At 71.0% G+C, this 25,488-nt stretch carries 21 protein-coding genes and 1 riboswitch; of the genes, 9 read left to right on the plus strand and 12 right to left on the minus strand.

The annotated features are described in order from the left end of the window. Positions 1-40: 40 nt before the first annotated feature. Positions 41-2,863: a GNAT family N-acetyltransferase gene (locus tag ACIRVK_RS32610; protein ID WP_404253478.1), complete on the minus strand. Its 2,823-nt coding sequence runs from the start codon at positions 2,861-2,863 to the stop codon at positions 41-43. 198 nt (positions 2,864-3,061) lie between these two features. Between ACIRVK_RS32610 and ACIRVK_RS32615 the strand changes: the two genes are divergently transcribed. Then, positions 3,062-3,343 (plus strand): HPr family phosphocarrier protein, encoded by a 282-nt coding sequence (locus ACIRVK_RS32615; RefSeq protein ID WP_007385204.1) that lies wholly within the window; start codon positions 3,062-3,064, stop codon positions 3,341-3,343. 140 nt (positions 3,344-3,483) lie between these two features. On the opposite strand, the gene ACIRVK_RS32620 is transcribed toward ACIRVK_RS32615, so the two are convergent. From ACIRVK_RS32620 to ACIRVK_RS32635, 4 genes are all read right to left on the minus strand, one after another. Then, complete coding sequence (locus ACIRVK_RS32620; RefSeq protein WP_404253480.1) at positions 3,484-4,176, minus strand: GntR family transcriptional regulator; 693 nt, start codon at positions 4,174-4,176, stop codon at positions 3,484-3,486. Positions 4,177-4,365: 189 nt separating this feature from the next. Continuing rightward, a complete protein-coding gene (locus ACIRVK_RS32625; RefSeq protein ID WP_404253482.1) occupies positions 4,366-5,130 on the minus strand; it encodes a M23 family metallopeptidase in 765 nt (254 codons plus the stop codon). 13 nt (positions 5,131-5,143) lie between these two features. Continuing rightward, positions 5,144-5,307: riboswitch (cyclic di-AMP (ydaO/yuaA leader) on the minus strand. A 203-nt stretch (positions 5,308-5,510) separates the two neighbouring features. After that, positions 5,511-6,899 carry a M16 family metallopeptidase gene (locus ACIRVK_RS32630; RefSeq protein WP_404253484.1) on the minus strand — a complete coding sequence of 463 codons (1,389 nt, stop codon included), beginning with the start codon at positions 6,897-6,899 and terminating at the stop codon, positions 5,511-5,513. Further along, a complete protein-coding gene (locus tag ACIRVK_RS32635; RefSeq protein ID WP_404253486.1) occupies positions 6,896-8,290 on the minus strand; it encodes a M16 family metallopeptidase in 1,395 nt (464 codons plus the stop codon). The genes ACIRVK_RS32630 and ACIRVK_RS32635 overlap by 4 nt, the downstream gene beginning before the upstream one ends. A 268-nt stretch (positions 8,291-8,558) precedes the next feature. Here ACIRVK_RS32635 and ACIRVK_RS32640 point away from each other — a divergent pair, with 268 nt between their 5' ends. Then, positions 8,559-11,012 (plus strand): DNA topoisomerase (ATP-hydrolyzing) subunit A, encoded by a 2,454-nt coding sequence (locus ACIRVK_RS32640; protein ID WP_404253488.1) that lies wholly within the window; start codon positions 8,559-8,561, stop codon positions 11,010-11,012. Here ACIRVK_RS32640 and ACIRVK_RS32645 read toward each other — a convergent pair. Continuing rightward, entirely contained in the window at positions 11,009-12,073 is a 1,065-nt protein-coding gene (locus ACIRVK_RS32645) for a CobW family GTP-binding protein (RefSeq protein ID WP_404253490.1), read from the minus strand. The genes ACIRVK_RS32640 and ACIRVK_RS32645 overlap by 4 nt on opposite strands. Positions 12,074-12,393: 320 nt before the next feature. Here ACIRVK_RS32645 and ACIRVK_RS32650 point away from each other — a divergent pair, with 320 nt between their 5' ends. Continuing rightward, the gene (locus ACIRVK_RS32650; protein WP_404253492.1) at positions 12,394-12,921 is read left to right on the plus strand and encodes a DUF6082 family protein; all 528 of its coding nucleotides are present in this window, start codon (positions 12,394-12,396) and stop codon (positions 12,919-12,921) included. A 150-nt stretch (positions 12,922-13,071) separates the two neighbouring features. Further along, the gene (locus ACIRVK_RS32655) at positions 13,072-13,308 is read left to right on the plus strand and encodes a hypothetical protein (RefSeq protein ID WP_404253493.1); all 237 of its coding nucleotides are present in this window, start codon (positions 13,072-13,074) and stop codon (positions 13,306-13,308) included. Between the two features lie 168 nt (positions 13,309-13,476). Here ACIRVK_RS32655 and ACIRVK_RS32660 read toward each other — a convergent pair whose 3' ends face one another. Then, complete coding sequence (locus ACIRVK_RS32660; protein ID WP_404253495.1) at positions 13,477-14,652, minus strand: citrate synthase/methylcitrate synthase; 1,176 nt, start codon at positions 14,650-14,652, stop codon at positions 13,477-13,479. 118 nt (positions 14,653-14,770) lie between these two features. Between ACIRVK_RS32660 and ACIRVK_RS32665 the strand changes: the two genes are divergently transcribed. From ACIRVK_RS32665 to ACIRVK_RS32680, 4 genes are all read left to right on the plus strand, one after another. After that, positions 14,771-16,048, plus strand: coding sequence for a citrate synthase (locus tag ACIRVK_RS32665; protein ID WP_404253497.1), 1,278 nt, complete (start codon positions 14,771-14,773; stop codon positions 16,046-16,048). 78 nt (positions 16,049-16,126) lie between these two features. Beyond that, on the plus strand, positions 16,127-17,071 hold the full coding sequence (locus ACIRVK_RS32670; protein WP_404253499.1) for a sucrase ferredoxin: 945 nt from the start codon (positions 16,127-16,129) through the stop codon (positions 17,069-17,071). 164 nt (positions 17,072-17,235) lie between these two features. Continuing rightward, on the plus strand, positions 17,236-18,897 hold the full coding sequence (locus ACIRVK_RS32675; protein ID WP_404253501.1) for an ATP-binding protein: 1,662 nt from the start codon (positions 17,236-17,238) through the stop codon (positions 18,895-18,897). Further along, complete coding sequence (locus tag ACIRVK_RS32680; RefSeq protein WP_404253503.1) at positions 18,894-19,574, plus strand: response regulator; 681 nt, start codon at positions 18,894-18,896, stop codon at positions 19,572-19,574. The genes ACIRVK_RS32675 and ACIRVK_RS32680 overlap by 4 nt, the downstream gene beginning before the upstream one ends. A 54-nt stretch (positions 19,575-19,628) precedes the next feature. On the opposite strand, the gene ACIRVK_RS32685 is transcribed toward ACIRVK_RS32680, so the two are convergent. From ACIRVK_RS32685 to ACIRVK_RS32695, 3 genes are read right to left on the minus strand one after another with little or no spacing between them, the layout of a single operon-like run. Next, positions 19,629-20,690, minus strand: coding sequence for an ABC transporter substrate-binding protein (locus ACIRVK_RS32685; protein WP_404253505.1), 1,062 nt, complete (start codon positions 20,688-20,690; stop codon positions 19,629-19,631). A 51-nt stretch (positions 20,691-20,741) separates the two neighbouring features. Next, entirely contained in the window at positions 20,742-21,620 is an 879-nt protein-coding gene (locus ACIRVK_RS32690) for an ABC transporter permease (protein ID WP_404253507.1), read from the minus strand. Continuing rightward, complete coding sequence (locus ACIRVK_RS32695) at positions 21,610-22,425, minus strand: ABC transporter ATP-binding protein (protein WP_404253509.1); 816 nt, start codon at positions 22,423-22,425, stop codon at positions 21,610-21,612. The genes ACIRVK_RS32690 and ACIRVK_RS32695 overlap by 11 nt, the downstream gene beginning before the upstream one ends. A 161-nt stretch (positions 22,426-22,586) precedes the next feature. Between ACIRVK_RS32695 and ACIRVK_RS32700 the strand changes: the two genes are divergently transcribed. Beyond that, a complete protein-coding gene (locus ACIRVK_RS32700) occupies positions 22,587-23,279 on the plus strand; it encodes a response regulator (protein WP_404253511.1) in 693 nt (230 codons plus the stop codon). 43 nt (positions 23,280-23,322) lie between these two features. Here the strand turns inward: ACIRVK_RS32700 and ACIRVK_RS32705 are convergent, their stop codons facing one another. Together ACIRVK_RS32705 and ACIRVK_RS32710 are read right to left on the minus strand one after the other, a co-directional pair. Further along, positions 23,323-24,915 (minus strand): cation acetate symporter, encoded by a 1,593-nt coding sequence (locus tag ACIRVK_RS32705; protein WP_404253513.1) that lies wholly within the window; start codon positions 24,913-24,915, stop codon positions 23,323-23,325. Next, positions 24,912-25,472 (minus strand): DUF485 domain-containing protein, encoded by a 561-nt coding sequence (locus tag ACIRVK_RS32710; protein ID WP_404253515.1) that lies wholly within the window; start codon positions 25,470-25,472, stop codon positions 24,912-24,914. Before ACIRVK_RS32710 ends, ACIRVK_RS32705 begins: the two co-directional genes overlap by 4 nt. Positions 25,473-25,488: the final 16 nt, after the last annotated feature.

Here is a 25,488-nt window from a genome sequence, read left to right on the forward strand (position 1 = left end):
ACGGGGGCGCACTGACTGCGAGGCACCGCTCAGGGGTCGTTCAGTACACCGGGAGCGTGCGCGGACCGAGGTCGTCACGGGCGGGCGGCGGCGCGAGGCGCACGGAGGCACCGAGAACGCTCAGGCCCCGCGGGGCGACCACGACCGGCTCCAGGGTGACCGCGACGACCTCGGGGTGGTCGTCGACCAGCCGGGACACCCGCAGCAGCAGTTCCTCCAGCGCGGGTGTGTCGACCGGGGTGGAGCCGCGCCAGCCGAACAGGAGCGGTGCCGTCCGGATCGACCGGACCAGCGAGGTCGCGTCCCGGTCGGTGACCGGGACCAGCCGGTGGGCCATGTCGCCGAGCAGCTGGGAGGCCGCCCCGGCCAGCCCGAAGGAGAGGACGGCACCGGCGGCCGGGTCGATGACGGCCCGTACGACCGTGTCGACGCCGCGCGGTGCCATCGCCTGCACGACCGGCCGCAGCTCCTCCGCCTTGCCGAACAGGCCGGTCAACTCGGCGTACGCCCGCCGCAGTTGCTCCTCGTCGGCGAGGTCGAGGCGGACGCCGCCGAGGTCGGCGCGGTGTCGCAGGTGCGGGGCGGTGGCCTTGAGGGCGACGGGGTGGCCGAGCTCGCCGGCGGCCCGGACGGCGTCGTCCGGGGTGAACGCGGGTATCGCCCTGTGCAGGGTGATCCCGTACCGCCCGAGCAGCTCGTACGTCTCCTCGGTGCCGAGGGTGAGGCCCTGCCCGCGCGCGAGCATGCCGTCGATGAGCCGCGCGGCGCCCTTCTCGTCGATGTCGTCGAACTCGGGCACCTTGCCGGGCTCGGCGGCCTCGCGCCGCCACTGGGCGTACTTCACGGCCTCGGCGAGGGCCCGGACGGCCCGCTCGGCCGCGGGGTAGGCCGGGATGAGGCGGGGGCCGACGTCCGGGGTGGGGGCCTGCGCCGGTGCCGGGGCGGGCAGTTGCTGCGAGGGGCGCAGCCTGCGGGTGCCCGAGGCCGCGGCGTCCGGCTCGGGTGCGGTGCTGACCGCCGCCGACAGCGCCTCGGCGAGCCCGCCGAGCTCCACGTGCACGACGAGCACCGGTTTGCCGGGGACCTGGTCGGCGGCGGACTTCAGTGCCTGCGCCAGTTCGGCGTCCGCGACCGACGCCTCGCCGATCGCCGGGATGGCGGTGACGACCACCGCGTCGCAGGAGTCGTCGCCGAGGGCCCGAAGCAGCGCCGCGTGGAAGTCGCCCGCCGTGGCACCCGTCGTGAGGTCCAGGGGCCGGTGCGGCCTGAGTCCCTCGGAGAGACAGGCGTCGTAGGTGAGCAGGCCCAGCGACTCGGAGTTCCCGAGGATCGCCACCCGCGGCCCGGCCGGCAGCGGCTGCCGGGCCAGCAGCAGCCCCGCGTCGACGAGTTCGGTGATGGTGTCGACCCGGATCACCCCGGCCTGCCTGAGCAGCGCGGACACGGTGGCGTGCGGCAGCCGGGTCGCCCGTACGGCGTGCCCCTGCGGCGCGGAGCCGGCGCCCTGGACGACGACCAGTGGTTTCGCGGCCGCGGTGCGCCGGGCGAGGCGGGTGAACTTGCGGGGGTTGCCGATGGACTCCAGGTACATGAGGACGACATCGGTGTCGGGGTCGTCGTACCAGTACTGGATGACGTCGTTGCCGGAGACGTCCGCGCGGTTGCCGGAGGAGACGAAGGTCGACACGCCGGTGACGCCGGTGACGCCGCCGCCGCGCCGGTGCAGCCGGGACAGCAGGGCGATGCCGATGGCGCCGGACTGGGCGAACAGGCCTATGCGGCCGGGGCGGGGCATCTCGGGGGCGAGGGAGGCGTTGAGCCGCACCTCGGGGGAGGTGTTGATGATCCCGAAGGCGTTCGGCCCGATGATCCGCATGCCGTACGTGCGCGCGTGCCGGACGAGTTCGCGCTGGCGCTCGCGCCCGTCGGGGCCGCTCTCGGCGTACCCGGCGGAGACGACGACCAGTCCCTGCACGCCGTGCTCGCCGCACTCGGTGACGACCTCGGGGACGTGCTCGGCCGGTACGGCGACGACCGCGAGGTCGACGGGCCCGTCGATGTCCCGCACCGAGCGGTGGGCGGGGACGCCGTCGAGTTCCTTGAGGTCCTCGGGGAACGCCTTGTTCACCGCGTACAGCTGTCCGGCGTAACCGGCTTCCTTGATGTTGTCGAGGATGCCGCGGCCGACGCCCCCGGGGGTGCGTCCGGCGCCGACGACGGCGACCGAGCCCGGCACCAGGAGCCGCCGTACCGACCGCGCCTCGGCGCGCTGCTCACGCGCGCGCTGGACGGCGACGGAGCGGTCGGTGGGTTCGAGGTCGAACTCCAGGCGCACGACGCCGTCCTCGAAGCTGCGCTTCTGGGTGTACCCGGCGTCAGTGAACACCTTGATCATCTTGGTGTTGGCGGGCAGCACCTCGGCGGCGAAGCGGCGGATGCCGCGCTCGCGCGCGACGGCGGCGATGTGCTCCAGGAGGGCGGAGGCGACGCCGCGGCCCTGGTGGGCGTCCTGGACGAGGAAGGCGACCTCGGCCTCGTCGGACTCGGAGGCGGGCAGCCCGTCGGCGCCGATGCGGTCATAGCGTACGGTGGCGATGAACTCGCCGCCGACCGTGGCCGCGAGTCCCACCCGGTCCACAAAGTCGTGGTGCGTGAAGCGGTGGACGTCCTTCGCGGACAGGCGCGGGTAGGGCGCGAAGAAGCGGTAGTACTTCGACTCGTCCGACACCTGCTCGTAGAAGCTGACCAGCCGGTCCGCATCGTCAACGGTGATGGGGCGGATGCGCGCGGTGCCGCCGTCGCGCAGCACCACGTCGGCTTCCCAGTGGGCGGGGTACTCGTGCCGGTCCGACGAGGTCTGCATGGGCCCCAGACTACGGCTCGCGTCCGACAACGGCGCGAGGCAGTCTGTGGACGACGACCGAGCAGTGCGAGGGACGGAGGTCGGGCCGAGGCCGCGGCCCGACCACTCACCCCGGACGGAACGAAGGTCCGCTCCGGAGACGCTTCACGTTGTGGGAAACTGGTCTAGACAACCCTGAACACCGAAGGGCAGCATCACATGGCTGAGCGCCGCGTCAACGTCGGCTGGGCCGAGGGCCTCCACGCCCGCCCCGCTTCCATCTTCGTCCGGGCCGCCACGGCCGCAGGTATCCCGGTGACGATCGCCAAGGCCGACGGCAACCCCGTCAACGCGGCCTCCATGCTGGCCGTTCTGGGCCTGGGCGCCCAGGGCGGCGAGGAGATCGTCCTCGCCTCCGACGCCGAGGGCGCGGACGCCGCCCTCGACCGGCTCGCCAAGCTGGTCGCCGAGGGGCTCGAGGAGCTTCCCGAGACCGTCTGATCACGGCACCACAGAAGGGCTCGTCCGAATTACCGGGCGAGCCCTTCGCATTTCCCGCGCCCAGGCCGCAGAATTCTCCGCGACGGGCAGCATGAATAACCCCCCTGCGAATTCTCTTCTCTTTGTATACGGCGCTCGTGTTAATGCCGCAGGCTCGGCGTGTTTACGGCATGTTGCGAGTTCCTCACACCGTTCACCCGTTCAGGGGCGCCGAAACGCAGCCGGTGCGCCGCGGCGGAGCGCTCGGTGTGCAGGGCCGTGATCGCCCGCGCGCGCTCGCCGTCGCCGCGCGCCACGGCGTCGACGATCGCCCCGTGCTCGGCCCAGGACTCGACCGGGTCGGCCGGCGCCTCCACGGTGTACATCCAGGCGATCTTGTGGCGCAACTGGGTCAGCGTCGAGGTCATGGCGGGGCTGCCGGAGGCCTGGGCGAGCGTCTCGTGGAACCAGGCCCCCAGGGACCGCAGATCCTCGCTGTTGCCCCTCCTGGCCCGCTCCTGGCCCAGCCTGACCAGGCCGCGCAGCACCTTGAGATGAGCCTCGGTGCGCCGCTGGGCGGCCCGTGAGGCGCCGAGCGGCTCCAGGAGCAGACGCATCTCCAGCAGGTCGGAGGCCTCCTGCTCGGTCGGCTCGGCCACGCACGCGCCCGCGTGCCGGCGGGTCACGACGAAGCCCTCGGCCTCCAGGGTGCGCAGGGCCTCGCGGACGGGGACGCGCGAGACGCCGTAGCGGCGGGCGAGGAGTTCCTCGGTGAGGCGGCTGCCGCGCTCGTAGACACCCGCGACGATGTCGTCCCGGATGGCCGTGCACACCGAGTGCGCCGGAATACGCATGTCCGACCTCCGCCTTAATCCCCGTGAAACGTCGACCATTGACGTGTGTTCCGTGACTCTATTGCAATGGGCGGGAATTTCCGACGGCGGACCGGAATCCATGGATATTTTTTGGCCAGCGGGGCGGCACAAACGGCGAAAACCCCGGCTCGGGGAGCCGGGGCCTTCACGGGATCTCGCGATCCTTCGTCAGACGTCCACGCCGTGCGAGCGCAGGTAGGCGACGGGATCGATGTCGGAGCCGTACTCGGGGGTCGTACGGGCCTCGAAGTGCAGGTGCGGTCCGGTCGTGTTGCCGGTCGAGCCGGACAGGCCGATCTGCTGGCCGGTGGCGACCTGCTGGCCGACGGAGACCCCGATGGACGACAGATGGCCGTACTGGGTGTACGTCCCGTCGTTCATCTTGATCACGATCTGGTTGCCGTACGCGCCGCCCCAGCCGGTCTGGACGACCGTGCCGTAGCCGACCGCGTGGACGGTCGTGCCGGTGGCGGCGTGGAAGTCGATACCGGTGTGGCTGCCGGAGGACCACAGCGAACTGCTGGCCTTGTAGCCCGTGGAGACGTACGAGTCGGAGATCGGCGCGACGAACGTGTTGAGGCGCTTGCGCTCGGCCTCGCGGGCGGCGCGCGCCTTTGCCTCGCGGGCCTGCTTCGCCTCGGCCTCGGCCCTCTTGCGCGCGGCCTCCTCGGCCGCCTTCTTGCGGGCGGCCGTCTCGGCGGCCTGCTTCTGCGCGGCGGCCTGGGCGTCGATCTTGGCGGCGATCGAGTCGCCGATGGTGATGACGGGGGTGAGGCCGGTCTGCTCGACCGAGTTGTCGGCGGCGAGCGCGGGGGCCGCGAGGGAGCCGACGACGCCGGTGGCGGCGAGGGCCGCGACGCCTGCGGCGTGGGCGGTGGAACGCTTGATCCGGCTGGGAAGACGGTGCTTCCCGGTGGCGCACATGAACGCCATGTACAGGCTGGTCCTTTCCTTCCTTCTCGCCTACCGGGTTAGCTGACGGGTTCGGAGCAGGAAGGTCTCCTACGGACCCCCTCGCTGCACGCGCGGGCGTCCGATTCACCCCAGGGACTGACTTGGGTCCCCGGCTCCCCTGGCTCGCGCCGTACGGGGACTCGGCGATGACTGTCCGGTGCCGCGGGTGCGGCGCGGTGCCTGACGGACAGCCCGGACGACGCTAAGCGGGGCGACTTTCAATTCCCAAACGGATCACGGAGTTTGTAGCGCATCCCACAGGGCAAACAGCCCACTCTCCTTCAAATTTCCTTCAATTCGGACATACGAGGGCCCTGGTGACGCTTCCGTCACCAGGGCCCCGCCACGCACGCGTGCCGCTACTCGGCGGAGACGACGGTCACTTCACCGATGTTCAGGGCCTCGACGGCCTCCTTGATCTCGGCCGCGTCACCGACGAGGACGGTCACCAGGCGGTCCACCGGGAAGGCGCTCACGACGGCCGCGGTGGCCTCCACGGTGCCCGTCGCGGCGAGCTGCTGGTACAGCGTCGCCTGGTAGTCGTCCGGCAGGTGCTGCTCGACCTGGTCGGCCAGCGTGCTCGCCACGGCCGCCGCGGTCTCGTACCGCAGCGGCGCCACCCCGACGAGGTTCTGGACGGCGACATCGCGCTCGGCGTCGGTCAGGCCCCCCTCCGCGAGGGTGCGCAGCACCTTCCAGAGGTCGTCGAGCGCCGGTCCGGTGTTCGGGGTGTCGACGGAGCCGCTGATGGCGAGCATGGCGGCGCCGGTCCCGTCCGGGGCGGAGCGCAGGACCTGGCCGAACGCGCGCACACCGTAGGTGTAGCCCTTCTCCTCGCGCAGGACGCGGTCCAGGCGCGAGGTGAGGGTGCCGCCGAGGCAGTACGTGCCGAGCACCTGCGCGGGCCACACGCGGTCGTGCCGGTCGGGGCCGACGCGGCCGATGAGCAGCTGCGTCTGCACCGCGCCGGGACGGTCCACGATGATCACGCGCCCGGTGTCGTCCGCGGCGACGGGGGGCACCGGGCGGGGTTCGGCCCGGGAGCCCGTCCAGGCGCCCAGGGTCTCGCCCAGGAGGGCGTCCAGGTCGATGCCGGTGAGGTCGCCGACGACCACGGCGGTGGCCGTCGCGGGCCGGACGTGGCGGTCGTAGAAGGCGCGGACGGCGGCCGCGTCGATCTTCTCGACGGTCTCCTCGGTGCCCTGGCGCGGGCGCGACATGCGCGAGGTCGCCGGGAACAGCTCCTTGGAGAGTTCCTTGGCGGCACGGCGGGAGGGGTTGGCCAGCTCGTGCGGGATCTCGTCGAGACGGTTGCGGACCAGCCGCTCGACCTCGCTGTCGGCGAAGGCGGGCGCCCTGAGGGCGTCGGCCAGCAGACCGAGCGCCTTGACCAGCCGCGAGGCCGGGACCTCGAGGCTCAGGCGCACGCCCGGGTGGTCGGCGTGCGTGTCGAGGGTGGCGCCGCAGCGCTCCAGTTCGGCGGCGAACTCCTCGGCGGAGTGCTTGTCGGTGCCCTCGGAGAAGGCGCGCGCCATGATCGTGGCGACACCTTCCACGGCGGCCGGCTCGGCCTCCAGGGGCGCGTCCAGGAGCACCTCGACGGCGACGACCTGCTGGCCGGGCCGGTGGCAGCGCAGCACGGTCAGGCCGTTGCCGAGCTCCCCGCGCGTGGGCGCCGGGAACGCCCAGGGCCTGGCCTCGCCGGCCTGGGGCTGCGGGTGGAAGTCCATCGTGGCGAGCTCGGTCACTTGGCCGCCTCCTCGTTGTCGTCGCCGGCTTCGACCGTGGCCTCGGCCTCGGGGTCTTCGGGGGGATCGGCGTCCTCGGCGGGTTCTCCTGCGATCGGCTCGTAGACGAGCACCGCGCGGTTGTCGGGCCGCAGGCGGGCCCCGGCGACCTCCCGGACCTCCTCCGGGGTCACCGACAGGACGCGCTCGACGGCGGTGAGGGCGAGCTGCGGGTCGCCGAACAGGACGGCGAACCGGCACAGTTCGTCGGCGCGGCCCGCGACCGTGCCGAGCCGGTCCAGCCACTCGCGCTCCAACTGCGCCTGCGCGCGCTCCATCTCCTCCGCCGTCGGGCCCTGGTCGGCGAACCGGGCGAGTTCCTCGTCGATGGCTTCCTCGATGACCCGCACCTCGGCGTCCCCGGACGTCTTCACGTCCAGCCAGCCCAGGGAGGGCGCCCCGGCCAGCCGCAGCAGGCCGAAGCCGGCCGCGACGGCCGTCTGGTCCCGGCGTACCAGCCGGTTGTACAGGCGGGAGGACTCACCGCCGCCGAGGACGGTCAGCGCCACGTCGGCGGCGTCGCACGCGCGTGTGCCGTCGTGCGGGAGCCGGTAGGCGGCCATCAGGGCGCGCGCCGGGACCTCCTCCTCGACGACCTCGCGCAGCTGCTCGCCGATGACCTCGGGCAGCGAGCCGTCGCGGGGCTCGGGCTTGCCGTCGTGCGAGGCGATGGAGCCGAAGTACTTGTCGATCCAGGCGAGCGTCTGCTCGGGGTCGATGTCGCCGACGACCGACAGGACGGCGTTGTTGGGTGCGTAGTAGGTACGGAAGAACGCGCGCGCGTCCTCGAGGGTCGCCGCGTCCAGGTCGGCCATCGAGCCGATCGGGGTGTGGTGGTAGGGGTGGCCCTCCGGGTAGGCGAGGGCGGTCAGCTTCTCGAACGCGGTGCCGTAGGGAACGTTGTCGTAGCGCTGCCGGCGCTCGTTCTTGACCACGTCCCGCTGGTTCTCCATGGACTCCTCGTCCAGGGCGGCGAGCAGCGAGCCCATCCGGTCCGCCTCCAGCCACAGCGCGAGCTCCAGCTGGTGGGCGGGCATGGTCTCGAAGTAGTTGGTGCGCTCGAAGCTGGTCGTGCCGTTGAGCGAACCGCCCGCGCCCTGCACCAGCTCGAAGTGGCCGTTGCCCTTGACCTGTCCCGAGCCCTGGAACATCAGGTGCTCGAAAAGGTGAGCCAGGCCGGTACGCCCCTTGACCTCGTGCCGGGAGCCGACGTCGTACCAGAGGCACACCGCCGCGACCGGGGTCAGGTGGTCCTCGGAGAGCACCACGCGCAGGCCGTTGGCCAGGCGGTGCTCGGTCGCTGTCAGGCCCCCGGTGCCTGCCTGGTCTGTGGCCGTGTGACCCATGGGCATGTACGTCCCTTCGATCGCGGTCGCGGTGATGGGAACCGCGGTTTTGCTGCCGGTCCTGCCACTGTATGCAAGCGTGCGGACCCGCGGCGAAGTTCCCGGGGGAGGTACGCCCACAGCGGATCGCGTAGCCTGCGGGCAGCCGCGGTGAGGGTGACCCGCGCGCCGGGCCGGACCGCCGACCGAGGGTCCTGGCCCGCGTTGTCAGTGCCGCGGTCCACAATGGTCCGCGTCAGTTACCGTCAAACGCTTCAGCAAGGAGCCGGCAGCGATGGCCCGCCGCAGCACGAAGACCCCGCCGCCCGACGACTCGTTCGAGGAGCGGATCCTCGACATCGACGTCGTCGACGAGATGCAGGGCTCCTTCCTCGAGTACGCGTACTCGGTCATCTACTCCCGAGCCCTGCCGGACGCCCGGGACGGCCTCAAGCCGGTGCACCGCCGCATCGTCTACCAGATGAACGAGATGGGCCTGCGCCCCGACCGCGGCTATGTGAAGTGCGCGCGCGTGGTCGGCGAGGTCATGGGCAAGCTGCACCCGCACGGCGACGCGTCGATCTACGACGCTCTGGTGCGCATGGCCCAGCCCTTCTCGATGCGGGTGCCGCTGGTCGACGGCCACGGCAACTTCGGCTCGCTGGGCAACGACGACCCGCCGGCCGCCATGCGGTACACCGAATGCCGTCAGGCCGAGGCGACCAGCCTGATGACCGAGTCGATCGACGAGGACACGGTCGACTTCGCCCCCAACTACGACGGCCAGGAGCAGGAGCCGGTCGCCCTGCCGGCCGCCTTCCCGAACCTGCTGGTGAACGGCTCGTCGGGGATCGCGGTCGGCATGGCGACGAACATGCCGCCGCACAACCTCGCCGAGGTCATCGCCGCCGCCCGCCACCTGATCCGCTACCCGAACGCCGATCTGGACACCCTGATGCGGCACGTCCCGGGCCCCGACCTGCCCACCGGCGGCCGGATCGTGGGCCTCGCCGGCATCCGGGACGCCTACGAGAGCGGCCGCGGCACCTTCAAGATGCGCGCCACGGTCGAGATCGAGACCGTCACCGCCCGCCGCAAGGGCCTGGTGGTCACCGAACTTCCCTTCACGGTCGGCCCGGAGAAGGTGATCGCCAAGATCAAGGACCTGGTCGGCTCGAAGAAGATCCAGGGCATCGCCGACGTCAAGGACCTCACCGACCGCCAGCACGGCCTGCGCCTGGTCATCGAGATCAAGAACGGCTTCGTGCCGGAGGCCGTCCTGGAGCAGCTGTACAAGCTGACGCCGATGGAGGAGTCCTTCGGCATCAACAACGTCGCACTGGTGGACGGCCAGCCGCTCACCCTCGGCCTCAAGGAGCTGCTGGAGGTCTACCTCGACCACCGCTTCGAGGTCGTGCGCCGCCGCAGCGAGTTCCGCCGCGGCAAGCGGCGCGACCGCCTGCACCTGGTGGAGGGTCTGCTGACGGCGCTCGTCGACATCGACGAGGTCATCCGTCTGATCCGCGCCAGTGACAACAGCGCGCAGGCGAAGGAGCGCCTGATGGAGCGCTTCTCCCTGTCGGAGATCCAGACCCAGTACATCCTGGACACCCCGCTGCGCCGCCTGACCCGGTACGACCGCATCGAGCTGGAGTCGGAGAAGGAGAGGCTCAACGCGGAGATCGCGGAGCTGACCCGGATCCTCGACTCGGACGCCGAGCTGCGCAAGCTGGTCTCCGCCGAACTGGCCGCGGTGGCCAAGAAGTTCGGCACCGAGCGGCGTACGGTCCTGCTGGAGTCGGCCGGCGCGGCCGCCGCCGTACCGCTGCAGGTCGCGGACGACCCGTGCCGGGTGCTGCTGTCCTCGACGGGCCTGCTGGCGCGTACGGCGAACGGCGAGCCGTTCCTGGAGGACGCCGACGCCCGGCGCGTGAAGCACGACGTGATCGTCTCGGCCGTGCCGGCGACCGCGCGCGGCGAGGTCGGCGCCGTGACGTCCTCGGGCCGTCTGCTGCGGATCAACGTCGTCGACCTCCCGCAGCTCCCGGAGACGGCGTCGGCGCCGAACCTCTCGGGCGGGGCGCCCCTGTCGGAGTTCCTCTCCCTGGAGGACGAGGAGACGGTGGTCTGCCTGACCACGCTGGACGAGTCCTCCCCCGGTCTCGCCCTCGGCACCGAACAGGGCGTCGTCAAGCGTGTGGTCCCCGACTATCCGTCCAACAAGGACGAGTTGGAGGTCATCACGCTCAAGGAAGGCGACCGGATCGTCGGCGCGGTGGAGCTGCGCACCGGCGAGGAGGACCTGGTCTTCATCACGGACGACGCCCAACTGCTCCGCTACCAGGCCTCGCAGGTACGCCCGCAGGGCCGTCCGGCGGGCGGTATGGCCGGCATCAAGCTGACCGAGGGCGCGAAGGTCATCTCCTTCACGGCGGTCGACCCGGCGACGGACGCGGTGGTCTTCACGGTCGCGGGCTCCCGGGGCACGCTCGACGACTCGGTCCAGACGACGGCGAAGCTGACCCCGTTCGACCAGTACCCGCGCAAGGGCCGCGCCACCGGCGGTGTCCGCTGCCAGCGGTTCCTGAAGGGCGAGGACTGCCTGTCCCTGGCCTGGGCGGGCCCGGTCCCGGCCAAGGCGGCCCAGAAGAACGGCACCCCGGCCGACCTCCCGGAGATCGACCCGCGCCGCGACGGCTCGGGCGTGTCCCTGCCGAAGACGGTGGCGGTGGTGGCGGGGCCGGTCTAGGCCGGTGACTGGGCGGGGTCGGCGTCCGGGTCCCGCACGTAACGCAGGACGCCCCACATGCTGTGCTCGTCGGCGGTGTGCGGGGGGGCGCTGAGGCACCCTTCCAGTTCCTTGCCGAGGGCGGCCGTGTCGATGCCGGAGCCGATGAGGACGAGCTGGGTGCGGCGGGTCTCGCCCGACGGCCACGGCCCCGGATAGAACCGCAGGAAGCGCCCCACGGCGTGGACGGCGTAACGGTTGCGGGCGTCGTGCGCTCCGAAGTCGACGTACCCCTTGATCCGGTACAGCCCCTCGGGCCGGCTGTCGAGGAACCGCATCAGCCGGCGCGGGTCCATGGGCGTTTCGGAGCTGAAGGAGAGGGTGTCGTAGGCGGCGTGCAGATGCTCGGCGTGCTCGTGCTCGCCGTGCTCGTGCAGGTCGTCGAAGGAGAGCTGTCCGACGCGCTCCTCGCTCGGCCGGCAGTCGAAGAGGAACTCGGGGTCGACGCGGCTGTAGGTCGCCGGTACGACGGCGGCGCGGTCGACGAGCGACCGCACGAGCCCGAGGACCCGCTCGGCGTCGTCGGCGCGGTCGAGCTTGTTGACGACGACGAGATCGGCGAGGGCGAGATGCCGGTCGACCGAGGGGTGCTGAAGGCGGGTCCGGTCGAACTCGGCGGCGTCGACGACCTCGACGAGACCGCCGTACACGATCCCCGGATGCTCGCTGGCGAGCACCATGCGCACCAGTTCCTGCGGCTCGGCGAGGCCGCTGGCCTCGATGACGATGACGTCGGTGCCGGTCGAGGGCGCGGCGAGCCGGGCGAGGTAGCCGTCGAGCTCGGACACGTCGACGGCGCAGCACAGACAGCCGTTGCCGAGCGACACCGTGGAGTCCCCGAGTGCGCCTGCGACCGCCATGGCGTCGATCTCGATGGCACCGAAGTCGTTGACGATGGCGGCGATACGGCTGCCACCGCTGCGATGGAGGAGGTGATTGAGCAGCGTGGTCTTGCCGGAGCCGAGGAATCCGGCGAGTACGACGACCGGGATCTGCCGAAGGCCGTGGCTCGGCTGACTCAACGTGCGACCTCTTTCGCGCTGCCGTGCGCCGGATCGTGCTGCCGGCGCACGTACGGGGTTTGAATGCCGAACCAGGATACGAGCCGGAAGAATCACCGCGAAGTGAACGATTGTTAGCAGCACTTGCGGGGCAGACGTTGGGCAAGGCGCCGCTGTGTGCGACCCTCGCATCCCTCCGTGCGCCTCCTCTCCGCCTCCCCCGCCGATCAGAGCCGATCGGCACCCTGGGAGACGGCAAGCGCCGCCCATCGCTCGCCGGTCCCCTCCAGTCGACCCGCACCCCGACGACCGGCGGACGGCCGCCTGATTCGGGGGTTGACATGGCCACACAGAACTCTGGGTCCCGAGGGCTCGACTCCGCCGTGCTGGCGGGAGTCGCCTTCACCGCGGGAGTCCTCACCGCACTGGCCGCGCGACGAGGCAGGACGGAACGCACCCTGCGCGCCGAGAGTCACCGCGCCGACCTGGTGGACTACCAGCGGCTGCAGCTCCGCCTCCTGGAACGAGCCATCGACGATCCGGAGCTTGCGGCCGTACTGAGCACTTTCGAGGCCGAGTCCCCGACCCATCTGAGGCAGCATCTGTTCGCGAACGCCCTCTACTCCAATGCCCTGTTCGGCTACCGCATCGGCGTGGTGACGCTGGAGGAGTTGCACGGCCACCTTCGGGTGCTCTGCAGGAGTGCCCTGTTTCGCAGGTACTGGGAGTCCACCTGGCAGCACCGGTCCAGCCTCAAGGAGGACTCGGAGGAGGGACGCATCGGTCGGATGGTGGACAACCTCATTCGCGATCTGGACGAGGCCGACACGGAGGAGTGGTGGGTGGTGGGTGAACCTCCGAGCGACTAAGACCAGTTGGGGCAAGGCGATACGCTCGCAGGACAGATCCGTTCGGCGTAGGGCGTCTCAACTTGTGGACACGAGGTGCGCCAACGAGGGGCCGCGGTGGGGCTAACCTGTCCCCCGCCCAACACCCACACCGTGAGAACGGGGACCCCCTTGAGAATCGTGCGTCGCATTGGTGCCTCTCCCAGGGAACGCGGGAGCATGACCGGCGACACCTGCCCCGACATTTTCGAGCTCAGCGACGGCAACTTCGCCGTCATCGGGACCGAGGCCACCGCGGTGCTCGACGGCGAGCTGCCCTCCGACGCGGCGCGCGCCGACCACGAGCGGATCGTCATCGTGAGCCGAGAGACCCTGATCCGCGCGAAGGCCGACATTCCCGACGCGTGACGACAGGGCACGGGCGACGACCCATCCCCACCCGTTTCCCGTCGCACCGCCCCACCGCACTCCACCGAAGAGCGATACCGGGGCCCGCCGTTCCGAGCAGCACGACCCCCTTCCTGCTCAGTACTCCCTGTAGGCCCGGCGCCAGAAGCACCGGGCCGCACGTGTGTCTCAGGCCACCTCCGGCACCGCCACCGGCGCCCGGGGCCCCACGTACCTCGCGACCGGCCTGATGATCTTGGGGTCCTGTGCCTGTTCCAGGATGTTCGCGCTCCAGCCCACCACCCGCGCCGCCGCGAAGGTCGGAGTGAACATCTCGCGGGGCAGACCGCACAGTTCCATGACCACACCCGCGTAGAACTCGACGTTCGTGTGCAGTTCACGGCCGGGTTTCAGCTCCGCCAGGATCGCCTCCACTCGGCGTTCGACCTCCACAGCGAACGCCACGCGCGGACCGCCGAAGCTCTGGGCCACCTCACGCAGCATGCGGGAACGGGGGTCCTCCGTGCGGTAGACGGCGTGACCGAAGCCCATGATGCGGTCACCCGCGAGGACCCGTTCGCGGATCCAGGGGTCGATGCGGTCGGGCGTGCCGATCGCGTCCAGGGTGTCCAGCGCACGACTGGGAGCGCCACCGTGCAGCGGGCCCGAGAGCGCCCCCACCGCCCCCACGAGACACCCGGCAACATCCGCGCCCGTCGAGGCGATGACCCTCGCCGTGAAGGTTGACGCGTTGAAGCCGTGATCAATGGTTGATATCAAGTACCGCTCGATCGCCCGCGCCCGACGCGGATCCGGCTCCGTGCCCGTCAGCATGTAGAGGTAGTTGGCGGCGTACGACAGGTCGTCCCGCGGCTCGACCGGGTCCAGTCCCCGGCCCAAGCGGTGCAGCGCCGTCAGCAGGGTCGGTACGGCCGCGGCCACCACCAGGGTGTCCCGCCGGCGCTCCTCCGCGTCGATGTCGTACACCGGCCGGAAGCCCTGCGCTGCGCCGAGGAGTGACAGTGCGGTGCGCATCCCGGCCAGCGGGCCGGAGCGCCCGCCGGCTGCGGCGATGGCGGGCAGTGCCTGGCGCACCTCGTCGGGCAGCCGCCGCAGAGCCGCGGTCTCGGCCGCGAAGGCCGCGCTCCGCGTCGCGTCCGGCAGTTCGCCGCCGATCAGGAGCTGCCAGACGTCCTCGAAGCCGCGGGTCCGCGCCAGCTCGACGGCCGAGTACTGACGGTAGTGGTAGAAGCCCTCGAGCCCCCGGACGTCCCCGACCTCGGTGTCGGTGACGACGACGCCGGCGAGGCCCCTGGGTACGTCGACGGTGGCCGCGACCGGCCTGTTGACGGACTTGACGGACATGATTCCTCCCTGGACTTGATTTGACTGTCCATGATTGACTCAAACTCTGTCAATATTGATTCAATCAATCTAAGCGAGCGATCAGTCATTACGTCCTGATGCCGATACGGTGACTCCCATGCGCGATCAACAGCCCTCCCCCGGACACGCCGAGCGGCGGCTGACCACCAAGGAAGCCGCGGAACTGCTGGGCGTGAAGCCCGAGACCGTGTACGCCTATGTGAGCCGCGGCCAGCTCACCAGCCGACGCGTACCCGGCGGCCGGGGCAGCACCTTCGACGCCAAGGAGGTGGAGACGCTCGCCCGGCGCAACCGGCGTGACAGCGACGGCGGTTCCGCCTCCCCCGGCGAGTTGTCCGTCCGCACCCGCATCACGCTCATCGAGCCGGACCGGTACTACTTCCGCGGCGTCGACGCCACCGAACTGGCCGTACGCCACTCCTACGAAGAGGTCGCCGAGTGGCTGTGGACCGGCCGACTGCGCCCGGGCGTCACCTTCACCGCGCCCGAGGCGTCCGTCGCCGCCGCCCGCCGGGCCGTGGACGCACTGCCCGAACACACCGGTCCCACCGACCGGTTGCGGGTCGCGGCGATCGCCGCCGCGGTGGCCGACCCCCTGCGCTTCGACCTCTCCGAGGACGCCGTGCTCGGCACCGCGCGCACCCTCATCCCGACGCTCGTCGCCGCCCTCCCACCCCGGCTCCGGCACCGGGACGAGGGCCCGCTGGCCCACCGGCTGTGGACGCGGCTGACCCGACGGGACCCCGACGAGGCCTCACTGCGGGTGCTGGACACCGCGCTCGCCCTGCTCGTCGACCACGACCTCGCCGCGTCGACGCTCGCGGTACGCGTCGCCGCGTCGGCCCGCGCGCACGCGTACGCGGCGGTCTCCGCCGGTCTCGGGGTGCTCGAGGGCCCGTTGCACGGGGCGGCCAGCAAACTCGCGCACCGGCTGCTGCTCGACGTGCTGGACGAGGGCGACGCGGCCCCCGTCATCGCCGACGAACTGCGGGCCGGACGCCGTATCCCGGGCCTCGGCCACCGGCTCTACCCCGGCGAGGACCCCCGCGCGCGTGTCCTCTTCGGCCTTCTGGAGGACATCCCGCGGGCGGCCCCGGCCCTCGCCGCGGCCCGCGACATCGTGACCACCACCGCCCGGCACACCCCGCTGCACGCCAATGTCGACCTGGCGCTCGCCGTCTTCACCGCGTCCTGTGGGATGCCCGCGACAGCGGGCGAGACGGTCTTCGCCGTGGCCCGTACCGCGGGCTGGATCGCCCACGCCCTGGAGGAGTACGGGGAACGCCCGTTGCGCATGCGTCCGAGCGGCCACTACGTGGGCCCGAAGCCGCCTCAGCCCCTGCCGGAACAGGAGGCCCCGGCCCTGACGGAGTAGGCCGCGTCCGCCCCGGCCGGAGCACGAGCGAGGGCGGCCGGAAGCCGCCGCAGACCAAGTCAGGTTAGGCTCACCTCTGTGAGTACGTGCTCAACCGCGTCCCAGGAGCTCGACGAGCCCCTCGCGGGAACCGCGGCCACCGCGCGGACCTGGCTGTTGCTGGAACAGCCGGGTCCTTGGGGCGCCAAGGCGCTCACATCGAGCCACCTCGATCCGGCGCTCGGCCGCGCCCTGGAGGCGGCCGCCAAGGGAACGGGTGTACGCATCGCGCTCATCCGCCGCCCAGGCCGCCACGCCGACTTCGGCACACCCACCGCGCGGCAGGTGTACGCCGCCCACACGGTGCCGGGCAGCGTCTGGCTGCACTCGGCCACGATCGACGATCCGCGTCAGCTGCTGGACCTCGACTTCGCCGCGCTGGGCAGGGGTGGGTACCACACCTTCGACTCGGTGCTCGGGGCCCGGCCGCACACCGGCGCCCCGCTCGCGCTCGTGTGCACCAACGGCAAGCGCGACCGTTGCTGCGCCCTGCTCGGCCGCCCCCTGGCCGCCGCACTCGCCGCCTCCGGGGTGGAGGGCGTCTGGGAGGTCACCCATCTGGGTGGTCATCGCTTCTCGCCGACCCTGCTCGTCCTGCCCTACGGCTACGCCTACGGCCGCGCCGAGGCCCATGCCGTCCAGGAGGTCCTGCACGGCGTCCTGGAGGGACGGATCGTCGTGGCGGGCTGCCGGGGGAACTCCGCCTGGGAGCGACCGGGTCAGGCGGCCGAACTGGCGGTGCGGACCGCGGTGCGCGAGTACGGGGCGGACGCCCTGAGCGTCATGCGGACCAAAGGTGCCGCCCCTCGCTGGGAGGTGACCGTCGCCCACGCGGACGGACGGCGCTGGCACGTCGTGGTGGTCCAGGGCGCCTCGGCACCGCCCCGCCCGGAGAGCTGCGGCACGTCCGTCCTGGGGTCACCCGCCCGCATGGACGTCGTGGAGATCCGGGAGCTCGCGACGACGACGGCCCTGGCGTGTTGATCCGGCCGATCAACACCACGCGCGGTCCTCGCCGTGCGCTGACGGTGCATCGTGCCCGTCCTCATTGATCAAGAGATCCACCCCACACAGGAGATCCACCCCACACAAGAAATCCCCCCGCCTCCCCTACGGCGCCTTCCGCAGGTCCACGTACGGTCATGGGCATGAGCCCCACTCCCCCCGCACGCCGCCTACGTCTCGGTCTGCCGAAGCGGGCTTTCTCGCAGGTGCTGCTGATGCAGGTGGCGATCGCCGCGGGGGTCGCGGTGCTCGTGACCGGGTTGTTCCTGGCGCCCCTCAGCAAACAGCTCGACAGGGAGGCGATGCACCGCGCGCTCGCCATCGCGCAGACCACCGCGGAACAACCGCGGCTCGCCGAGGACCTCCGACGGACCGCCCCGACGGTCGACGGCCCCATCCAGCAGGAGGCGGAACGTATCCGCAAGGCCACCGACGCCGAGTACGTCGTGGTCATGGACTGGCGGGGGGTGCGATGGTCACACACGGACGTCAGGCAGATCGCAGGGCCCGTCTCGACCTACCCGGGTGACGCCCTCGCCGGCGAACAGGTCATGGAGATCGACAGCGGCACCCTCGGCCGCTCGGCCCGCGGCAAGGTGCCGGTGCGGGACGCGAAGGGCAGGGTCGTCGGGGCGGTCTCGGTCGGGATCAAGTACGACAGCGTGCGCTCGGAGCTCTTCAGCGCGATCCCCGGGCTACTCGCCTACGCCGGGGGTGCCCTGGCCGTCGGTGCCCTGGCCGCCTGGCTGATCTCGCGCCGGGTCCAGCGGCAGACGCGCGACCTGGCCTTCTCGGACATCTCGGCGCTGCTGGCGGAGCGCGAGGCGATGCTGCACGGCATCAGGGAGGGCGTCGTCGCCCTGGACCGCAACGGCCGCGTACGGCTGCTCAACGACGAGGCGCACCGCCTGCTGGGCATCGACGACAGCGCCGTCGGATGTTCCCCCGACGAGGCGCTGGGCGCTGGACGTACGGCCGACATCCTGGCCGGCCGGGTGACCGGCACCGACCTGCTCACCGTCCGCGGCCAGCGGGTGCTGGTCGCCAACCGCATGCCCACCGACGACGGCGGCGCCGTCGCCACTTTGCGCGACCGCACCGAGCTGGAGCAGTTGGGCCGGGAGCTCGACTCGACGCGCGGCCTGATCGACGCCCTGCGGGCCCAGGACCACGAGCACGCGAACCGCATGCACACCGTCCTGGGACTGCTCGAACTGGAGATGTACGACGACGCCGTGGAGTTCGTCGGAGAGGTGGTCGGCGACCATCGGGCCACCGCTGAACAGGTCACCGAGAAGATCCAGGACCCCCTGCTGGCGGCGCTGCTGGTCGGCAAGGCGACGGTCGCCGCCGAGCGTGGCGTCGCCCTGTGGGTGGCGGACCGGACATGGCTGCCGGACCGGTTGGTCGACGCCAGGGGGGTGGTCACCATCGTCGGCAACCTGGTCGACAACGCGCTCGACGCGGTGGCGGGCACGCTCCACGCGCGCGTGGAGGTCGAGCTGCGCACCGAAGGCCGTACCGCGGTCCTCCGGGTGCGCGACACGGGACCCGGGGTTCCGGCGGAGCAGCACGAGGTGATCTTCACGGACGGGTGGTCCACCAAGGAGCCGCCCGCCCACCGCAGGCGCGGAATCGGCCTCTCCCTGGTGCGCAAGCTGGCCGAGCGACAGGGAGGCAGCGCCACGGTGCGTCAGGCGAACGGCGGCGGCGCGGAGTTCACCGTCGTGCTGCCTGAGGCGCTGGCCGAGCCGGCGCCGTCGCGTCTCCCCACCGACACGCCCGTCAAGGAGGAGTCCCGATGATCGAGGTCCTGGTCGTGGACGACGACACCAGGGTCGCGCATGTCAACGCCGCCTACGTCGAGAAGGTGCCGGGGTTCCACGTCGCCGGCGAGGCGCACAGCGCGGCCGAGGCGCTGCGTCAGCTGGAGGCTCTGCCCCGGCTGGACCTGGTCCTCATGGACCACTACCTGCCCGACGAGACAGGCCTGACGGTCGTCCAGGAGATGCGCCGGCGCGGCCACCAGACCGATGTGATCATGGTGACGGCGGCCCGGGACGTGACGACCGTGCAGGCCGCCATGCGGCACGGTGCCCTGCAGTACCTGGTGAAACCGTTCGCCTTCGCGGGGCTGCGCGCCAAGCTGGAGGCCTACGCGGAGCTGCGCCGCACGCTCGACGGCGGCGGCGAGGCGGAACAGGCCGAGGTCGACCGCATCTTCGGCGCCCTGTCCGCGCCCGCGGAGCCGGGGCTGCCCAAGGGGCACTCCCCCACGACCGCCGAACTGGTCCGCAGCTGCCTGATGAACGCCGAAGGCCCGCTGTCGGCCCAGGAGATCGCCGACCGGACCGGCGTGAGCCGGCAGACCGCCCAGCGCTATCTGAAGCTCCTGGAGCGCACGGGACGGGCCCGGCTCACTCTGAAGTACGGCGACGCGGGCCGCCCTGAACACCGTTACGTGTGGGCGACCCGCGCCTGAGGGCACAGCCGGGTGGGGGCGGGGGAAGTGGCCATGCCCCCCTTACATACGGATTCAGCCCGCGGCCTTCTCCACGAACTCGGTGGTGAAGGTCTTGCTCAGGTCCACCTTGGTGTTCTTGAGGTTGGGGTTGAACGCCTTGAGCACCTTCTCAACTGTTGCGGGACCCTCCGCGGGCATCACACCGTCCTTGGTGAACATGGGCAGGGTGCTCTTGATGGCCTCTGTATAGAGCGTCTTGTTGCCCTGCGAGTAGTCGGCGGGCATCCTGGCGGCGATCTCGGAAGCACTGTGTGTGGACATCCACTTGAGCGTCTTGACGAGTGCATTGGCCAACTTCTGGACCGTGTCCTTGTGACCGTTGACCCAGTCCGTCTGCATGTACAGGCTTGACGACGGGTAGGGGCCGCCGAGCGCCTTCTTCGATCCATCCGGCGTCCGCATGTCCAGGAGGACCTTGCCCGCCTTCTTGTCCAGGATCGTCGCGACGGTCGGGTCGGTCGTCATGCCGCCGTCGATGGAGCCCTGCTGGAGCGCCGAGATGAAGGTCGGGCCCGCGCCGACGGCGACCGGCGTGAACTCGCTGACCTTCACGCCGTTCTTGACGGCGAGGTACTTGGTCAGGAAGTCGGTGGAGGAGCCGAGGCCGGTGACGCCGAGCTTCTTGCCCTTGAAGTCCTTCGGCGAGGTGATGTCGCCCGCCGCCTTGTTGGAGACGATCTCCACCTCGCCGGGTGCCTGCGCGAACTGCACCACGGACTCCACGGACTTGCCCTTGGTCTGCAGGTCGAGAGTGTGGTCGTAGAAGCCGACGGCCCCCTGGACCTGCCCGGAGACGAGCGCGGTCTCGGCCTGGACGCCGGCCGGTTCGCTCAGCAGCTCCACGTCGAGTCCCTCGGCGTCGAAGTAGCCGAGCCGCTGGGTGAGCATCGCCGGCAGGTAGATGACCTTGTCGAGACCGCCGACCATGATCTTGACTTTCGTACCCTTGCCGTCACCCTTGCCGCCGGAGCCGGTGGCGGTGGTGGACGCGGCGTCGTCGGCGCAGGCGGTGAGGGAGGAGAGGGCGAGCAGGCCGGCTGCGGCCAGGGACGAGTAGCTGGCGGACTTGCGCATGGCGGTTCACGTCCTTGTGAGAGGGCGGTGCGGGGAAAGGGGATTGGGGGTTCAGCTGTCGGAACTCGACGGCTTCCACCGGAAGATGCGGCGCTCGGCGAAGGTCAGCAGGCCTTCGGCGGCGAGTGCGACGCCCGCGAGGATGACCATCGCGGCGTACACGCCCGCGGTGTTGAAGGTCCCCTGCGATTGTGCGATCAGCAGGCCTACGCCCTTGGTCGCGCCGATGTACTCGCCGACGATGGCGCCGATGAGGGCGAAACCGAAGCTGACGTGGAGGCTGGTGAAGATCCACGAGGTGGCGGACGGGACGACCACCTGAAGCGTCACCCTGCGGTCACTGGCGCCGAGGATCCGGGCGTTGGCGACGAGGTTGCGGTCGACCTCGCGGGCCCCCTGGAAGGCGTTGAAGAAGACCGGGAAGAAGACCAGAACGACCGCCGACGCCACCTTGGACGCGGGCCCCAGCCCGAACCAGATCACGAAGATCGGGGCAAGGACGATCCTGGGTATGGAGTTGAGCACCTTGATGTATGGACCAAGGACATCGGCGAGAAAGGTGATCCGCCCGAGCGTGATGCCGAACACGACACCGGCGATCACGCCGAAGACCCAGCCGAGCAGGGCCTCGTACAGCGTGTACCAGATCTGTTCGCCCAGGGAGCCGATGGCGGTCCCGTGCGTCACCCAGGTGTAGATCTGGTCCCAGACCTTCGAGGGCATCGAGAAGTTGAACGGATCGATGGCCTTGGCCCGGGAGAGCGCCTCCCACAGACCGAGGACGGCCACCAGCAGGACCACACGCGCTGCAGTGACGACGATCTTTCGTCTGCGGGCGGCACGCGCGCGTGAGGAGGCGCGGTCCGTCTTGTTGCCGATCTCGGCCGCGGCGGGCGCGACCTGTGCCTCGGGCATGACGTCAGGCGACATGCGCGGCACCCCGCTCCCGGGTGATGCGGACCTCTTCGCCGAGGGACTCCCAGATCTCGCGGTAGATCTCGATGAACCGCGGCTCCAGCCGCACCGACTCGACCTTGCGGGGCCGCGGCAGATCGATGTCGAAGACCTGCTTCACGGTGGCGGGTCCCGCGGTCATCACCACGACCCTGTCCGCGAGCGCGATGGACTCCTCGAGGTCATGGGTGACGAAGACGACGGAGGCGCCCGTGCCCTCCCACAGCTCCAGCAGTTCGTCCGACATCAGCGCCCGGGTCTGCACGTCGAGCGCCGAGAACGGCTCGTCCATCAGCAGGATCTCGGGGTCGTTGACGAAGGTCGCGGCGAGCGCCACCCGCTTGCGCTGGCCGCCGGAGAGCTGGTGCGGATAGCGGTCCTCGAAGGCCGCCAGCCCGACCCGGGCCAGCCACTCACGGGACCTCTGCCTGGCCTCCGGCTTGGGAACGCCGCGAAAGCGCGGGCCCGCCATGACGTTGGACAGCACGGTGCGCCAGGGGAAGGTGGCGTCCTGCTGGAACACGAAGCCGACCTTGTCGCCGACTCCGCGAACCGGGTCCCCGGCGACCAGGACGTCCCCCTCGGTGGGCTCCTCCAACCCGCTGACCAGCGTCAACGTAGTCGACTTGCCGCAGCCGGTCGGGCCCACGACGGCCACGAACTCCCCACGCCCGACGGTGAGGTCCAGTTCCCTGACGGCCGTGTGCAGGCCCCCTGACGGGGTCTTGAAGATCTTGCTCGCGCCCCGCAGCTGGATGGCGGGGCTGGTGTCTGCGCTCATGGCCGGGGACGGTAGATGTGGCCCGCGCCACGGCAGCAGTCTTCTGAGCGCATGCGGTTCTTTTGCTCGCAACAACCTGTTGTGCTCTTTTTGCTCGCGCTACAACAGCGGAGCCGAAACGCGGGCGTAACGCCCGCCAGGCCTTGACAGAAAGAGGCCCGATGATTGACGTCCTGGTCGTGGACGACGATTTCCGCGTCGCCGAGATCAACGCCAAGTACGTGGGGAAGGTTCCCGGCTTCCGGGTGGCCGCCCGCGCGCACAGTGCTGCGCAGGCGCTCGCCACCGTGCAGCGCGGAGGCGTCGACCTGGTGCTGCTCGACCACTACCTGCCCGACCAGACGGGCCTCGATCTCGTCCACCGCATGCGGGAGCAGGGTCACGGCACGGACGTCATCATGATCACCGCGGCCAGTGACGTGACGACCGTGCAGGCCGCGATGCGCCTCGGCGCGCTGCACTACCTGGTGAAACCGTTCACCTTCGCGGCCCTGCGCACCCGACTCGACTCCTACGCTGCGCTGCGCCGCACGGTCGACCGGGTCGGCGGCCGCGGCGTCGCCGGCCAGGAACAGGTCGACCGGATCTTCGCAGCGCTGCGCACCACCCCGCTACCGGCGTCACCGGGCCTGCCCAGCGGCCATTCGGAGCCGACGACCGACCTCATCTGCCGTGTCCTGCACCACGCCGACCGTCCGCTCTCCGCCCACGAGGTCGCCGCCGAGACCGGCCTGAGCCGCTCCACAGCCCAGCGCTACCTCCGCCACCTCGAACAGGCCGGCCGCCTCCGCCTTTCCCTCAGGTACGGCGACACGGGACGCCCGGAACACCGGTACGCCTGGGTGGCGCCGTAGCCCGGGGCCACGCTCCGCGGTACGACGGTGTGGGGGGCGCCCCCTACACCGCTCCTGCCCCGGTCAACGACCGCACCTCGGTTTCCGCGTGCTTGGCCTCGTCGGGGCTCTCGGACGAGGTGACCGTGCCGAGCCAGCCCGCGAGGAAGCCGAGCGGGATCGACATGATGCCGGGGTTCTGCAGCGGGAAGTACTGGAAGTCCAGGCCGGGGAAAAGGGATTCGGGGCTGCCCGACACCACCGGCGAGAGCACGACGAGCCCCAGTGCGGGGACCAGCCCTCCGTATACGGACCACACGGCACCGCGGGTGGTGAAGCCACTCCAGAACAGTGAGTAGAGCAGCACCGGGAGGTTCGCGGAGGCCGCCACCGCGAAGGCCAGGCCCACCAGGAAGGCGACGTTGAGGTCCCGGGCCAACAGCCCGAGGGCGATCGCGACCACGCCGATGCCCACCGAGGCGATGCGGGCGACGGTGACTTCGCTGCGGGGTCTGGCGCGGCTGCGCCGCAGGGACGCATACACGTCGTGGGCGACCGAGGCCGAGGAGGCGAGCGTGATCCCCGCGACCACGGCGAGGATGGTCGCGAAGGCGACGGCTGCGACAACGGCGAAGAGAACCGTTCCACCCGTGGACTCCGCTCCGCCTCCCAGGTCCAGGGCCAGCAGCGGAACCGCCGTGTTCCCAGCCGCGTTCGACTCGCGTACCGCCACCGGCCCCACCATCGCGGCCGCGGCGAAGCCGAGGACGATCGTCATCAGATAGAAGCCGCCGATCAGCCCGATCGACCACAGCACCGAGCGCCTGGCGGCGCGGGCCGTCGGCACGGTGTAGAAGCGGGAAAGGATGTGCGGCAGCCCTGCCGTGCCCAGCACCAGAGCGAGCCCCAGGCTGATGAAGTCGAGGCGGGCCGTCCAGTCCCCCCCGTACTTCAGCCCCGGGGCCAGGAACGCGCGGCCGTGGCCGCTGCGCGCGGCCGCTGTCAGCAGCAGACGGTCGAAGTCGCCGTGGAACCGCAGCAGGACGAGCACGGTCAGAACGACCGTGCCGGCCAGCAGCAGGACCGCCTTGACGATCTGGATCCAGGTGGTGGCCCGCATCCCGCCCAACGAGACGTAGATCACCATCAGCGCGCCGACGCCGATGACGGTCCAGGCCCGTGCCGCCGCGCCGGTCCCGCCGAGCAGCAGGGAGACCAGACTGCCCGCACCCACCATCTGCGCCACCAGATACAGAACGGACACGGTGACCGAGGAAGTTCCCGCGGCGATCCGCACCGGCCGCTCCCGCATCCGCGCAGCGACGACGTCGGCCAGCGTGAACCGCCCGCAGTTGCGCACCAGTTCGGCGACCAGGAACAGCACCAGCAGCCAGGCCACGAGGAAGCCCACCACGTACAGCATCCCGTCGTAGCCGTACAGCGCGATGAGACCGGTGACGCCGAGGAAGGACGCGGCCGACATGTAGTCGCCCGCGATGGCAAAACCATTCTCCAGAGGGGAGAAGAGCCGCCCTCCGGCATAGAACTCCTCCGCCGAGCCGCGCCGGTTGCGACTCACCCACGTCGTGATCGCCAAGGTGACGGCGACGAACGCGCTGAACAGGAAGAACGCCAGCGTCTGGTGATGCCCCGTCACGACGCTCCACCCCCGACCGAGCGGGTGAGCTCCTGCGTGTCCCAGCGCAGTTCGAGCGCGGCACGGTCCCTGCGCAGCCGGGCATGCCGGGCGTAGGCCCAGGCCAGGAGGAAAGTCGTCAGGAACTGTCCGAGTCCCGCGAGCATCGCCACGTTCACCGCGCCTGCGACCGGCCGCGCCATCAGCCCGGGCGCGGTGGTGGCCGTCACGACATAACCGACGTACCAGACGAGAAAGACAGCGACACCCGGCACCACGAACCGCCGATAGCGGCTGCGCACCTCCTGGAACGCCGCGCTCCGCTGCACCTCCAGATAGACCTCGGCCGCAGCGATCGCCCGCTCCTCGCCGGCTCCGCGCGCGGGGTCGCCGACGGGTGCCGGCCCGGCCGCGCCTTCCGTCTCACCCCAGCCGGACGCGAGCGCTTCGTACCACGGGTCGTCGTACCGCATGCGCCCGGGCCCCTCGGCCGGTCGCGGCACATTCCCCTCACGGTGCTCGGCGGAACTGTTGACACGACCGTCCCCTCCGCGAGGACGACTGTTGCTTGACTGCATGCCCAAGGATGGACAG

The organism is Streptomyces sp. NPDC101152, from assembly GCF_044768275.1.
Lineage (GTDB): Bacteria > Actinomycetota > Actinomycetes > Streptomycetales > Streptomycetaceae > Streptomyces.